Origin of the sequence: Polyangium fumosum, from assembly GCF_005144585.1 — a bacterium.
Lineage (GTDB): Bacteria > Myxococcota_A > Polyangia > Polyangiales > Polyangiaceae > Polyangium > Polyangium fumosum.
The window spans coordinates 93,785-107,617 of the sequence record NZ_SSMQ01000033.1; the positions used below are offsets into that span (position 1 = coordinate 93,785).

7 protein-coding genes are annotated in these 13,833 nt (G+C 71.7%); 3 read left to right on the forward strand and 4 right to left on the reverse strand.

Annotated features, from left to right (window positions below; all coding sequences use genetic code 11):
• Positions 1-186 precede the first annotated feature (186 nt).
• From E8A74_RS28185 to E8A74_RS28195, 3 genes are read right to left on the reverse strand one after another with little or no spacing between them, the layout of a single operon-like run.
• Complete coding sequence (locus E8A74_RS28185; protein WP_170229437.1) at positions 187-1,923, reverse strand: hypothetical protein; 1,737 nt, start codon at positions 1,921-1,923, stop codon at positions 187-189.
• A gap of 8 nt (positions 1,924-1,931) precedes the next feature.
• Entirely contained in the window at positions 1,932-6,959 is a 5,028-nt protein-coding gene (locus tag E8A74_RS28190) for an nSTAND1 domain-containing NTPase (RefSeq protein WP_136932180.1), read from the reverse strand.
• The gene (locus tag E8A74_RS28195) at positions 6,956-7,345 is read right to left on the reverse strand and encodes a DUF4280 domain-containing protein (protein ID WP_136932181.1); all 390 of its coding nucleotides are present in this window, start codon (positions 7,343-7,345) and stop codon (positions 6,956-6,958) included. Before E8A74_RS28195 ends, E8A74_RS28190 begins: the two co-directional genes overlap by 4 nt.
• A gap of 121 nt (positions 7,346-7,466) precedes the next feature.
• On the opposite strand from E8A74_RS28195, the gene E8A74_RS28200 reads away from it, so the two are divergent.
• From E8A74_RS28200 to E8A74_RS28210, 3 genes are read left to right on the forward strand one after another with little or no spacing between them, the layout of a single operon-like run.
• Positions 7,467-8,210 (forward strand): ABC transporter substrate-binding protein, encoded by a 744-nt coding sequence (locus E8A74_RS28200; protein WP_136932182.1) that lies wholly within the window; start codon positions 7,467-7,469, stop codon positions 8,208-8,210.
• 60 nt (positions 8,211-8,270) lie between these two features.
• On the forward strand, positions 8,271-10,139 hold the full coding sequence (locus E8A74_RS28205; protein ID WP_136932183.1) for a zinc ribbon domain-containing protein: 1,869 nt from the start codon (positions 8,271-8,273) through the stop codon (positions 10,137-10,139).
• The gene (locus E8A74_RS28210) at positions 10,136-11,401 is read left to right on the forward strand and encodes an outer membrane protein assembly factor BamB family protein (protein ID WP_136932184.1); all 1,266 of its coding nucleotides are present in this window, start codon (positions 10,136-10,138) and stop codon (positions 11,399-11,401) included. Before E8A74_RS28205 ends, E8A74_RS28210 begins: the two co-directional genes overlap by 4 nt.
• Position 11,402: 1 nt before the next feature.
• Here the strand turns inward: E8A74_RS28210 and E8A74_RS28215 are convergent, their stop codons facing one another.
• Positions 11,403-13,640, reverse strand: a complete 2,238-nt coding sequence (locus tag E8A74_RS28215) for an ATP-binding protein (protein ID WP_136932185.1) — start codon at positions 13,638-13,640, stop codon at positions 11,403-11,405.
• Between the last annotated feature and the right edge of the window lie 193 nt (positions 13,641-13,833).

The following is a 13,833-nucleotide window of genomic DNA, read 5'->3' on the forward strand; positions in this document are numbered from 1 at the left end:
CGCGGACCAGGCTTGGAGATGCGCGGACCAGGCTTGGAGATGCGCGGACCGGACTTGGAGACGCGCGGACCGGACTTGGGCACGCGCGGACCGGACTTGGGCACGCGCGGACCGGCCCGTGTCGAAGACGAGATCACGCAAGAGGACAATCCCCGGTAGGGTTCGAGCAGCGCCGCCTCCTCGGCGTCACCCATGCCCGAGCGACCCGCGCCCGCCCTTCTTGTACCGGTCGAAGAGCTTGCGTAGCTCGCCGAGCTCGATGCCGTATTCCTTGGCGATCTCCTTGTGCCCGCGCTCGCCCACGAGCATGTGGCCGAAGGCCTCTTCGAGGCGCTCGAGCTCCATGGGGAGCGCCGCGGGCTCGACCTGCGCCATCGGCGCGGGCGCGGGCGCTTGTGCGGGGACGGGCGCGGGCGCTTGTGGGGCCGGGCCAAACCCGAGGACGTTCGCCGCCGTGGGGGCGGGCGTCGCGGCCGGAGCAGCCTTCGACGGCCGTTTGACATGGAGGCGCACCGCGGGATCGCCGAGGAGGATGTAGCCGGAGAGGTCCTGCCGGAGCATCCAGAGATGCCCGAGCCGCACCTCGTCGCGTCGGCCCCCGCTCGCCTCCTGATCGTAAAGGCTCGTGAGCTCGGTGTTCGCCTGCTCGAAGAATCGCACGAGCTCGCGGAACGCGAGGCCGACGCGGTCGCCGCGCACGAGGGAACGCACGACCGACATGAAGCGGGCCGGGCGGGCGATCGGCGTGCCCGCGTCGCGCTCCTCGAAGCTGTAGGTCCAGGCGAGATCGATGTGGCCGAGGAAGGCGAGGGGGCCCTTCGGGCTCGCCAGCGCGGCGCGGGGGAGCGAGGCGATGAAGGGGGGCGCATGGCGAGGGAGGGCCTTGAGCACCTCTTCGGCCTCGCCGCCGTAATGGCCGAGCTTCTGCAATCGTTCGAGCCAGTGGCGATAGGCGCTCCGATCCGGCGTGCCGCCGCCATAACAGGCGACCATGAACCAGATGCCGTCCGGCACGAAGGGGCGCTCGCCGAGGTCGCTCGCGGCGAACGTGCCCTCGCGGCCGAATCGCATGGCCCCCTGGCGCGCGCGTTGATCGGCGGAGCTCTTCCAGCCCTCGCGCGGGGCGCCTGCGCCGTGGCTGACGCTGAAGAGCACGCCCGGATCGGGGCGGGAGGCGACCTCGACGAGCTCGTCGGGGGAAGGCGCGTCCACGCGCCCGCGCTCTTCGAGGGTGCTCGCGGGGAAGTGCCCGGCGTCGAGGCGCTGGCGCACGAGATCGAGGCCCGGACGCACGAGCGCGCGGTACGTGGCCGCCGTGGCCGCCGTGCCGTCGTGCACGGTATAAAACGTGGCGTGGGGGGGCGCGTCGCGCGCGGCCGCGCGCTCGGCGGCGAGGATCTTGTGGATGTAGGCCTCGTAGCCACGTTCGTCCGGAAACGCGAGCCGTCCGACGAACCCGTCCGATTGCTGGACCTGCTGGAGCGCGAAGGGGACCTGATCGAGATCGCCGAGGAGGAGCTGATAACGGGGCAAATCGATGGCGAGGTCGGCGCCCCGATCGAAGACCTCCTTGCGCCAGCGCGCGGCGCCCGCCATGTCGAGGCGCGAAGGCGCGCGGAAGACCTTGATCTCGTGCCCTCCCTGGGCGGCGCGGCGCGCTTCGAGGAGAGGGCGCGCGAGCTCCAGCAATCGATCGCCCGTTTTGCCTTCCGGTACGATCACGCCCCAGCGCTGGGCCGTGAGGTCGTCCGGGTCGTCGCCCTCGTCCCAGAGGTGCGTCGGGCCGGGGCGCGCCTCGGGGCGCTCTTCGTGCTCCGCGGCCGCGTCCGTGGGCAAGCCGCCTTCGAGGTAGGCGCTGCCGTCGTCGTCGTGGCTGAGGAGGAGGTGGAGGGCATTCGCGGGCATGGCGTCCTCGATTCCCACGGACGCTATCATTTCTTGGGGCTCAGCGACCCGGTCTTCTGGTCGCGCGTGCAAGTGTCGGGGTCGAGGCCTTGCTTTTCGGCGCACGCGCGGCAGCCTTTTTCCGCCTCCGCCGCGTCCTCGGCCAGGTAGCGCTGGCGGAGCGCTGCGGTGGCGCAGTCGTCGTTGGCGCGCTCGAGGCTCGCGACGATGGCGTCGGGCTCCGCGTCCCAGCGCTGGAGAAAGCCCCGCGCGTCCACGGTGAGGATGCCATTGCCCTTCACGTCGAATGCCGCAATGGGGAAGGTGGACGCGGTGTTCACGAGGGCGAATACCTGGCCAGGGCCAGAGCCATCGACCCTCCACACGTTGACGGTATTGTCCCGCGCCCGCGTAATGACGCGCTCGCCGCGCGTATCGAAGGCGACGGAGAGGAGGGGCGCCGGATGCGCGAGCTCGGCGTAGCTCCCGTCGCGCTTCCAGACGCGAACGGTCCTGTCCTGCGAGGCAGTGGCGACCCGTTCCCCGTCGGGCGAGACGGCGACGGCGGTGATGGTGGCGCGGTGGCGGCCGAGCACCAAGGGTTTTTCCCGGCCATCGAGGTCGAACCACCAGGCGCAGCCGTCGTGGCGACCGAGGACGAGATGGCGCGCGCCCGCTTTGCCGCTCCACGCGACGGACGTGAAACCGCCCGCATCTGCAGGGACGAGCGTGCGCGCCGTGGAGGCGCCGGTGTCCTCGCATTTCTCGGCCGACGTCGCGACGGGGATGGGGGGGCGTTCGGGGTGGTCCGCGTCCCAGACGAGCGGCGCGTGTTCGTCGGCGACACTGACGAATCGATCCCCGTCCGCGTTCCAGGCGAGCGCGAGGATGGGCGCCTGGTGATGCGTGGGGAGCATCCGCGTGTGCAGGGCGGGGGAGGACGGGGGCGAGGCGGAGGCGGGGGGAGGCTCGATGGGCGTGAGGGCCACGCCGCCCCTTTCGTCGCCGGTGACCAGGCGCCTCCCGTCGTGGCTCCACGCACCCGAGAGGATTCGCCTCTTTCCGTGGGAGATGAGGCCGAGCCGGTGGACGCCCTCGTAGATCTCGGGATTCGGAGGCAGGAGGTACAGGACGAGTTCGCCCTCGGGCGTGATCTGGAGCAGGTGGTCCTGGGTCGGGCTCTCGCTCGCGCCCGTCACGTAATGCCCGCGGATCCGCGGCAGGACGCGCCGCGGCAGGCGTGCGAGGTCCCAGATGCGCGCCGTCTCGTCCCAAGAGGCTGTCAGGAGCCGCTCTCCGTTCGGCGAATAGGCGACGGTGGTGACGTCGGCCTCGTGGCCATCCAGGGCGGCGAGCTCCGTGTAGGAGGCGACCTCGGCGGGGCGCGCGCCCGGCTCCCCGTCCTCTTTCGTCCAGAATCGGACCGTGTTGTCGTCGCTCGCCGTGGCGAGGACGCGGCTGCTCTTCGGATGAAAGACCGCCTGGTTGAGCGGACCCATGTGGCCCCGCAGGGTCGCGACCTCCTTGCGGGTCGCGACATCCCAGATGCGCGCGGTGCCGTCGGAAGAAGCGGTGACGACGGCCTTGCCGTCGGGGGAAAACGCGGCCGACGTGACGGGGCCCGTGTGCGCTTCGAGGCAGGCGCGTGTCCCTCTCCGGATGTCCCAGATGCACGCCGTTCGGTCCCAGGAGGAGCTCACGAGCTTCTCGCCCGAGGGATCGAATTCGAGCCACGAGACCACGTGCGTGTGTCCGGTCAAACTAGGTTCACGGACGGGGCCGGTGACCGCGGAGAGGTTCCACATCTCGATCGTGCCGTCGACCGTGGCCGCGGCGACGCGTGTCCCGTCGGGGGAGAAGGCGGCCGTCCACAAGCCGTGCGCTTTTCCGCGGAGCTCGGAGAGGACGCGGGGCGCCGGGCCGGAGACGTCCCAGATCTTCGCGACGCCATTGAGGGAGGAGGTGAGCACGCGGCGTCCCTGGGCGTCGAAGACGGCCGAGGAGAGGGGTCCGTCGTGCCGCAAGGCGATGGGTTTGCCCCGGCCATTGCCGTCCCAAAGGTAGGCCACTTGGTCCTCCGAGGCCGTGACGAAGCGGCGGCCGTCCGGCGACCAGGCGGCGTGCCACAACTTCTCGTGATGCCCGGAGAGCGTGACCTTCGGAATGGGCAAAGCGAGGAGTCTTTGCGCCAGCGAGAGGTGTCTGGAATCCGTGAGGAGGTCGGGGAACGGGCCGCTTCGTTCGGACAAGATGGACGCGGCGGCGGCGTGCTGCTGGCGCGCGACGAGGTTCAAGGCGCCGGCGATGCGCAGTTGCTTTTCAGCGATGTCGCGCTCCGCGTCGGCCTGCTTGTGCGCTTCTTCGGCCTTGATGCGATCCTGCTCCGCCCGTCTCCACGAGGCGTCGGCCTCGGCCTTCGCCCGGGTCGTGCGGAGCGCCAGGAGCGTCATGGCGACGGCCACGATCACCGCGCCCGCGGTGCCGACGACGAGCTTGCGCCGCTCGCCGCGCTGCTTGTCGCGCGCTTGTTCGGCTTCGGCTTGCTCCGCGTGCTCGCTCGCCTCGATCATCGCGCGCGTGTCGTCGTCGAGCTCCTCCTCGGCGTGCGCCCGGATCTGCTTGGCATACCCGAGCTGGGCGCCGCGGAGGAGGGCGCCGTGGGCCTTGTAATCGGCGGCCCAGCGCTCGAGTTTGGCGATTTCGACGACGCGCGCCCGATCCTCGGCGAGCCAGGTCGCGAGGCGGTTCCACCGTCGGAGCAGGGCCTCGTGCGCGACCTCGACGACGATGCGGCCGCCTTCGTCCTGCCGCGAGACGAGGCGCGCGGCGACGAATCGTTCGAGCAAGACCTCGAAGCGCGCGCGTCGCTCCGGATCCGCGGGGAGGATGCGCGCGAGGGGGACGCGGCGGCGCGTGTTCGAGGCGCCGCCCTCGCCGAAATGGGTGAGGCGCGAGAAGAGGCGGCGGGCGAGTTTCTCCGAAGGCTCGTCGAGCTCGGAGACGACGGCGTCCGCCATGCGCTCGAGCGCGCCGAACACGCCGCCGAGCTCCTCGTACCGGGCCGCGTCGAGGATCTTTCCTTGTCGCTTCTGCCAGAGGAGGTCGAGGACGTATTCGACGAGCGGCAAGGCCGTGGGCTCGGCGCCGACCTCGGCGATGATGCGGTTCGCGAGCCCTGGCGAGAGGGAGAGGCCGACCTTGCGCGCGGGCTCCTCGATCACGGTGCGGAGCTGCGCCGGGCCCATCTGCGCGACGAAGACGCGGTGCGCCTCGTCGTAGGCGACGCGATCGAGCCGGAGGCCCGTGTCCGCGTCGAGCACGAGCTGTCCGCATTCGCCCACGAAATCGACGCGCATGCTGGTGATGCAATGGAGGTTGCCCTCGCCGGAGCAGCGCTTCCAGAGTTCGGCGACGAACGCCTGCCGCTCGGCCGGATCCTGCACGTGGGTGAAGATCTCCTCGAATTGATCAACGACGAGGAGGAAAGGAAGGTTCTCGTCGCGGCGCGCGGCGAGCGCCGCTTCGAGGGCGCTGCGCGGAGACGCGCCGGGGCGCATGACGACGGCTTCCCACGCGCCGCCCGCGGACGAGGCGAGCGTGGTGATTTCGCGGTGGAGCACGGAGAGCGCCTGCTGCGCGGCGGCGCCCGGGCTTCTGCGCCCGAGGAGCTGCGCGAGTCGCTCGATCGCGTGTTTGACGTCGTCGTTGTCCGCCGCATCGGCGCGCGTGGCGCCGCGATCGAGCAGGCGCGGGACGACGCCGGCGAGGACCATGGAGGATTTGCCGGTGCCCGAGGCGCCCGCGACCACGAGAAAGCGAGGTTTTCCCGAGGCCGCGAGGGCCGCGAGGTCGGCGAGCGCCTCCTCGATCTCGGCTTCGCGACCGAAGAAGAACCGGCGATGCGCGGCGTGGAAGGCGAGGAGGCCCCGATAAGGGCGAAACACGATCGGGCGGGTGTCGCCCTCGTCCTCGGGGCGGGCGTGCAGGGTGAGGCTCGCCCAGTCGAGCCGTCCTGCGCCTTCGCGGAGGAGGCGCTGCCGGGCGGCGAGGAGCGCGGCTTCGACGGAGGTGGGCTCGACGAGGAGTTTGTCGTAAAAGACTTCGGTGAAGGTGATCGAGCCGGCGGCGGAGAGGGGGAAGCGGGAAGCGACGACGGCCTGGATGCCGGCCTGGTGGAGGTTCTGGGCGACGCTGCCGAGGTGATTGCCGATCTGTCCGGGATTGCCGCTGTCACAGGCCGAGAGCACGACGAGACGAATGCGGCCCGCGTGGGGGGCGAGGAGCTGCCGGAGCTTGCCCGCGTCGAGCAAGACACGCTCGCCGCTGCCGTCGTCCGCATCCCAGGCGAGGCCGTGGGTTTGTCCGACCTGGGTGCCGTGGCAGAGGAGGTGGAGGAGATGGATGCTTTCTCCCGACGCGGCGGCCTTTTCGAGGGCGCTGGAGAGGCGGCCGAGGGAGAGGTGAGCGAGCACGTCGCGGGCGGGATCGAAGGGGTGATGTCCTCGGTCGGCGGCGGCGCGGAGGGCATTGGATTGCTCGGCGAGGGGCACGGCGCCGGCCGCGGCGGACCAGCCGAAGAGGATGCGGCCGCCCTCGGGCAAGGGCGAGGGGTCCTCGGGGCGCGTGGCGCTCTCGGGCCACGCATAACGAACGAGGACATGGGGCAGCTCGCCGAGGTGCTGGCCGCTCGATTTGAGCGTCAGGAGCTCCCAGGGCAAGGCATACAGCTCGGCGGCATTCGAGCGGAACGTGATCCGCACCGGATCGCCGCGCGAGGACGCGTCGAGGATGCTCTCTTCCGTTCGGGCCCAGCCCGCGGGCGCGAGGAATCGCCGGAGGGCGCGGCCGAGGCGCTGGACGATGGCAGGATCGCAGCCGGGGCGGCGGACGGCGTCGAGGTCGGCGAAGAGCGCGGGGGTCCAGTCGATCGTGACGGTCTCGGCGCCGCCGCCTTCGGTGTGCAGGACGTACGTGACCTCGCCCTCTGGCAAGACAAACGATTCGTCGGCCTGCGCGGTGCGGGTGAATTCGAGGAGCAGGTTCCCGGGCGGCGGCGCGGGGGACGGGGGGCTCATCCGCCGGCCATGACCTTGAATTGGCCCGGGCTCAGGATCTGGATCACGCCGCCATACGAGCACATGAGCTTGCAGGAATTGTGGAGCGTGGGCAGGCTTTTCAGCAGGACCTTGGTGCTGCCGGGGATCCAGGTGCCGGCGGGGACGGGGACGCAGGGCATGGGGGTGAGGACGCCCAAGGCGGCGGCCGTGGCCGAGGCGACCGTGGGATTCGCCAACGACGTGCAAGCGCCGAAAGGCAAGACGTTGGTCACGGCCACCATGTCGGCGATGTTCGCGGCGGACGTGGTGGCATTCACCATGTTCGCAGGCAGGACCATGATCGAGGAGGGCGCCATGCCGAAGCTGCACATCGCGGTGGCGCCGGTAGCGATTTGAACGGCCATGGGGTCACCCGTGCCCAGGAAGGGGCGCGGGGAGCGTAGCCGGGGGCGCGGGGAGGGCGCTAGTTTTTGGCGGGAGGAGCCGATTGTGCCGATGGCCGCGCCTGGATAGTCTCCGGCCATCATGGCAGACGCGATTCCGTCCCACGTCGTTCAAGCCCTGGCGCCGACCGGACAGCTCCGCGCGGCGATCAACTTCGGAAATACCGTCCTGGCGCAGAGGGACCCCGTCACCGGCGAGCCGCGCGGGGTCTCCAGCGAGCTCGCGCGCGAATTCGCCAAACGACTCGGCATCCCGATCACGTTCGTCACCTTCGACGCCGCTGGCAAGGTATTCGAGGCGTTGAAGCGCGGCGAATGGGACATCGCCTTCCTGGCGATCGATCCGGTGCGCGCGGCCGAGATCGACTTCACGGGGCCTTATGTGTTGATCGAGGGCGCCTACGTCGTGCCGAAGGACTCGCCCATCAAGACCACCGACGAGGTGGACCGCGACGATATCCGTGTCGCCGCCGCCAAGGGCAGCGCGTATGAACTTTATCTGACGCGGACACTCGAGCGCGCCAAGGTCGTCACTCAGCCGACCGGCTCCGAGGCCTGCGAGATGTTCCTGCGCGACAAGCTGGAGGTCGCCGCCGGCGTGAAGCAGCCGATGACCAAGTTCGCCGAGGCGCATCCCGAGACGCGCCTGATCCCCGGCCGCTTCATGGCGATCGAGCAGGCGATGGGCATGCCGAAGGGCCGCGACGCAGGCGTGCGCGCCCTCCGCGCGTTCGTCGAGGAGATGAAGGCGTCCGGCTTCGTCGCGAGGGCGCTCGAGCGCAGCGGCCAGAACGAGGCGGTCGTCGCGCCGCCGACGCTGATTTGATCCGCGCATTCACCGCAGGGGGCTTCCCCTGGCGAGCTTAACCGGTAGTATCCGCCGGTGATGCATTGCCCCGAGTGCGGGACCAAGAGAAGCCCCGGCGCCGCCACCTGTGGCGCGTGCGGCTTCGCGCTGGCCACGCTCGAGCCGGCGCAGAAAGGCGCCGCCGTCGCGCGCACGATGATGGGCGTGTCGCTCTCGGACCTCGCCAAAGGTCCGAACGCGGCCCAGGAGGTCGATCCCGACGCGCCCACGCGGGTCATGCCCGGCGCGAAGAACCCGGCGAAGCCCGTCGTCCCGCCGCCGCCCGAGAACCGCACGATCGTCGGCATGCCCGCGCTCGCGCCGTCGACCGGCGCGAAGCCCACGCCCGCGCAAGCCCCCGCGCAGACGCTGCTCGGCGTCGCCGCCCCGAAGGCCGCGGCGGCCGGCGCTTCGCCTGCGGTCAAGGCGCCGCCGCCGGCGGAGGGCACGTTGCTCGGCGTGGCGCGGCCGGGGATCGCGCCGCTCCGCGCGACGGATCCGAGCGCCGAGCCCGCGCGGGCCGGACGCGCGCGCGAGATGCCGCACGAGCTCGGCGCGACGATCGTGCCCGAGGTGATGGAGCGGCTCCGCGGCGCCAACCACGCGCGGCCGCCCGCCCGCGACCGCGACAGGGACAAGCTCGCGCGCAAGCGCCTCGTCCTGCCGCCCGTGCAGCCACGCGGCGAGATTCCACGTGAGCGCGTGCGCAAGAACCGAAGGCGCGCGCTGCCGGTGATCCTCACGGCGGGCTTGCTCGTGGTGTTCGCCGGGGTCTTCGCGGTGCTCTACACGAGCCCGCCGCCGCTCACGGCGCGCGTCCAAGCGACACCCGAAGGGCGCGAGGCCGTGGAGATCGAGTGCCCGAGTTGCCCCGACGGCACGAAGGTGCAGATCCACGCGGCGAGCGCGGACGTGAAGAAACACGTGGCGCTCGTGACGCTGCCCGCGCCGCTCGCGCTCGGGGAGAACCGGCTCAAGGTGTCGCTCGACAGGCCCGGCAGCGGGCGCGACGAGTCGGTGGGCGTGACGGTGCACGTGAGTTATCGGCTCCGGCCCGATCTCACGGGGCTCGCCAACGAAAAACCGTCCGTGCACGTGGCGGTGGAGGCCGTGGGCGGGACGGAGATCACGATCGACGGCAAGCCCGCGGCGGTGAAGGACGGGCCCGCGGTGCACGTGATCGACGTGGCCTCGGACTGCACGGGCCCCGCCGACGAACCCGCGACCTTGAAGCGGCGCGTGCCGTACGTCGTGAAGACGGAAGGCGGCGCGCGGGAAGAAGGCGCGGTCGACGTCGCGGTGGGGATCGTGCCGCTGCACATCGACGCGCCGGGCGCGCGCGTGATCGTGGAGGGCGAGACGTTCGTGCTCGCGGGGCGCACGATGAAGGGCGCGGAGGTGCTCGCCGCGGGCAAGCCGATCCAGGTGTCGGCGGATGGATCGTTCGCGCAGCGGATGAGCGTGTCGTCGGTGGGATCGACGAACATCGAGGTGCGCGCGAAGGCGCCGGGGATGGCGCCGCGGATCGTGCCGATCGCGGTGCGGCGCGTGGAGAAGCTCGCAGCCGCGGCGCACGAGTTCATGGCAGACAAACCGCTCGGCTACGCGGCGTTCGCGGCGGCGCAGGCGAGCGACGTGGGCAAGCCCGCGGTGGTGTCGGGCGAGATCGTCGACGCGCGGACGCAGAACCACCAGACGATCTTCTTGCTCGACGTGCCGGTGAAGGAGGGCTGCCCGAAGGGGCAAAGTCCTTGCCGCGTGCGGCTCGTGCACGGGTTTCCGAATCCGGCGAAGGCGGGCGAGGTGATCACGGCGTATGGTCAGCTCGGCAAGCCGTGGAGCGCGCCGGGCAGCAGCGTGGTGCCCGAGATTCAGGTGGCGTTCACGATGCCCGGAGAGCGGAGATGAGCAAGAAGACACCGTCGCGCCTGGGGACGGCGCTCGCCGTGGTGGCAGGGCTCTTGGCGCAGCCCGCGCACGAGAGCGCGCGCGCGGAGGGGATCGATACGACGCGGCCGTACACGGTGGTCGTAGGTCCGCCGCGCGGGTTTGCGCCGAGCGAGCGGGTGGACGCGCGGCGCACGGGGCAGAGCAAGTCGCGGCTGCCGTCGGCGCCGGTCGACAAGTGGCGCAGGCACGCCGGGGGCACGATCGAGGTGCCGCCGGTCGTGGACGAGTCGGGGCGGATCTACGTGGCCATGACCCTGCCGGAGGTGGTCGCGTACGCGCCCGATGGCAAGGAGATCTTCCGGACGCGGCTCGGCAGCGCGCCGGCCATCGCGCCGCCGGTGCTGACGAGCGACGGGACGCTCCTGCTCGTGACGAGCGCAGGCACGGCGGTGGGCCTCGGGCGCGACGGTCGGGTGCGCTTCGCGACGCCGCTCGGGCAACGAGGCCGCGACCTCGACGTGGCGCCGCTTTCGCGTTCGGATGGAAGCGTGGTCATCGGGGGGCGAGCGCTGGTGGAGCTCGATCCGAGCGGCGCGGTGCGGGCGCGGGCGAGCTTGCCGGAGCGCGCGGTGGGGGCGCTGATCGAGGGGCCGGAAGGGACGATCGCGACGGGCGAGGCGGGCGGGGTGTACGTGTTCCGGCCGCCGAACCCGCCGAAGAAGGTCGGGACGTTCGGCGGGCCGCTGCGGCGCGGGGCCGCGCTCGAAGGCGGGCGGACGCTTCTCGCGGTGGTGGGTGGGAAGAGCCTCGTGGGGCTCGACCTGAAGACGGGGCTCACGCACGTGCGGGCCGGGGACGTGGGGCTCGGGACGTACGACGAGCCGGTGGCGATCCATCCGCGCGGGTTCGCGATGGTGACGACGTCGACGGGGTTGCTCTTCGGGATCGACGCGGCAGGCAACGAGCGGCTGCGGATGGTGCTGGACAAAGGAGCGCAGCCGACGGGGCCGGATCCGGCGGCGGCGCCGGGGACCGCGGCGGCGACGGGGTTTTTCAATGCGCCGGCGGATGCGAGGTCGAGCCCGGCGCTGCTCGTGGATGCCGAGGGGCGCGTGGCGTTCGCGCGGCACAATGGGCGGGTGGGGGTGGCGCGGCCGGATGGGAATGTGGCGCTCGCGAGCGAGCGGCTTTGCCCGGCGCCGGTGGCGATGCAGCCGGCAGGGGACGACAAGCTGGTGGTGGTTTGCCGGGATGGCAGCGTCTGGATGCTGGGGATCTGATTCAGGCCAGCGGGATCCGACACACGAATCGCGCGCCGCCGTTGTCTGCGCGCTCCAGGGTGAGCGCGCCGCCGTGCCGCCGGGCGATGTCCCCCGAGATGGACAAACCGAGGCCGGTACCCTGGCCGCGGGGCTTCGTCGTGAAGAAGGGCTCGAAGATGCGGCTCGCGAGGTCGTCGGGGACGCCCGGGCCATTGTCGCTGACGGCGACGAGGGCCGCCCCGCCGTCGCGGCGGGCCTCGATGAGGATCCGAGGCGTCGGTTTGTTGGGGCGCTGGTCGGTCTCGAGGGCCTGAATGGCATTGACGAGCAGGTTCATGCACACCTGGCTCATCTCGCCCGAGCGGCAGAGGACCTCGGGCACGTCGCCGTACCGCTTTTCGACCTCGATGCCGGCGTCGCGCAGGCGCCGGCCGAGCAGGACGAGGGTCTCCTCGATGCCGGCGACGAGGTCCGTGGGCACGACCTCGCCGGGCGACCGGGAGAAACTCTTCAGGTTGCCGACGATGCGGACCGCGCGGTCGCTGGCGCGGCGGAGCAGGTGCGAGATGCCGACGAGGTCTTCGAGGGCGGCGTCGACGTCGAGCTCCTTCATGGTGCATTCGAGTTCGTGCCTGCGCGCCGCAGAGAGCTCGGGCAAGGCCGCGCGGAAGGCGGCGAGGGTCTGGCCGAGTTCGGAGGAGAGGCGCTCGAGGGGCGCAGCGGCGCCCGCGATGGCCGTGAGCGGGTTGTAGATTTCGTGCGCGACACCGGCGAAGAGCTCGCCGATCGAGGCGAGGCGCTCGCCCTGGACGAGGGCGGCCTGGGCGCGGCGGAGCTCGTCGAGGGTCTTCGTGAGCTCGGCCGTACGAGCGGCGACGTTTTCTTCGAGGCCGGCGCGCTCGCGTTCGAGCTCGGCGATGGTGCCGGCGAGGCGGACGCGCATGCGCTCGATGCTCTCGCCGAGCCCGACGACCTCCACGGGCCCAGTGACGGGCGGCGCCGCCGCGTCGAGCGCGCCGCCGGCCACGCGATCGGCGGCCCCGGCGAGCACGGCGAGGGGGCGGCTGAGCTCACGCGCGGCGCGGGCCACGACGCCGAGCGCGGCGACGATCATGGTGCCGAACGCGGCGATGAGGGCGGCGATGGCGTCGACGTCCTGGCGCAGGTCGCTGCCGACGGAGAGGGCCCGGTAGAGGCCGACGGAGGCGAAGAGGGAGAGCGTGGTGGTGAAGAGGAGCGGCAGGCCGAAATCGCGCAGCATGCGGCGGCGCAGGTTGAGGGGCTCGGCGAGCATGGCCACGCCGGAGCCGGTCCAGGCCCGCAGCCGTTCGAGGATGGGCGCGACGGTGTCGCGGTCCCAGGCGCGCTGATAAAAAGAGACGCCAAACGCGAAGAGAATGCCGAGGCAGATCTGCGTGAGGCCGTCGGCGAGGGACCAGGCGGCGCGGCCGGGTCGGGCATAAAAGACGCCGATGGTGATGAAGGCCGACCAGACGGTGAAGTTCAGGTAGGAGAGGGTGCTCGGCAAGGCCTCGGCCTGGGCGAGGGCGCGCTCGTGAAGGGCGCGGTCGCCGGTCGGGCCGGCGGCGAGGGCGCGGGCGACGCGGCGGGTGGCGGGGCGGATGGCGAACGTGAAGCCGATGGTGCCGACGAGGGCGAGCGCCGGGACGAATTCGAGCCAGGCCTTGAAGAGGACGGGGCTCTGCGTGCGGAGGAAGGCGACGCAAAAGAGCATGAGGGTGTGGCCGCCGACGATGCCGGCGACCATGGCGGACTCGGCGAGTTTGTCGCGGAGGTTGCCGATGTCGGTGGAGGTTTCGGCGGGGGCGGTTTGGCCGAGCGCGGCGGTCGTCGTCTCCTCGGGGATCAGGCGGCGATAGAAGGCGCGACGGATGCCGCCGGCCATGAGGCCGAAGCCGGCGGCGGCGAAGAGGACGCGGGAGCCGATGTGCGGGACGAGGGGGCTGACCGCGAGGGGCCAGGAGAGCGTGCGGACGAGGGCGGCGACGAAGAGGCCCCGGGGGCCGCGGCGGACGAGGGCCGGGCCGGCGAGGGCGGAGAGGGAGAGGGAGACGACGCCGATGGTGATGGCGAAAGGCAGGGCCGCGGAGAGGGCGTCGGGGACGACGGTCCAGACGAAGAGGAGCGCGGAGAAGGCTTCCCAGGCGGCGGCGAGCAGCTCGGCCTGCAGGTGGCTCGGGGCCTTCGGGGGGCGGATGGTGGAGGGCGGGGGGAGGGTGCGGCGCTGCGGAGCCATGGAGCGTGGAGCGATGCTACGGGTTTTTCGGCGCGGCGGAGTTGCGCCGGCGGGCGAATCCGGGGCATAGCTGGGGGGCAGGATGCGCGGCTACCTTCTCGCACCGTTCGTGCTCGCGGTCGGATGTGGTCCGGCGGAGCCCGCGCTCGCGCCGCCGCGGGAGGCGCCGGTCGCCGTGGCCGCAACCGCGCCC

Bases quoted from the DNA above. Each gene is read 5' to 3' on its own strand.
- E8A74_RS28190 (WP_136932180.1), bottom strand. From the start codon at position 6,959: ATGAGCCCCCCGTCCCCCGCGCCGCCGCCCGGGAACCTGCTCCTCGAA.
- E8A74_RS28195 (WP_136932181.1), bottom strand. From the start codon at position 7,345: ATGGCCGTTCAAATCGCTACCGGCGCCACCGCGATGTGCAGCTTCGGC.
- E8A74_RS28200 (WP_136932182.1), top strand. From the start codon at position 7,467: ATGGCAGACGCGATTCCGTCCCACGTCGTTCAAGCCCTGGCGCCGACC.
- E8A74_RS28205 (WP_136932183.1), top strand. From the start codon at position 8,271: ATGCATTGCCCCGAGTGCGGGACCAAGAGAAGCCCCGGCGCCGCCACC.
- E8A74_RS28210 (WP_136932184.1), top strand. From the start codon at position 10,136: ATGAGCAAGAAGACACCGTCGCGCCTGGGGACGGCGCTCGCCGTGGTG.
- E8A74_RS28215 (WP_136932185.1), bottom strand. From the start codon at position 13,640: ATGGCTCCGCAGCGCCGCACCCTCCCCCCGCCCTCCACCATCCGCCCC.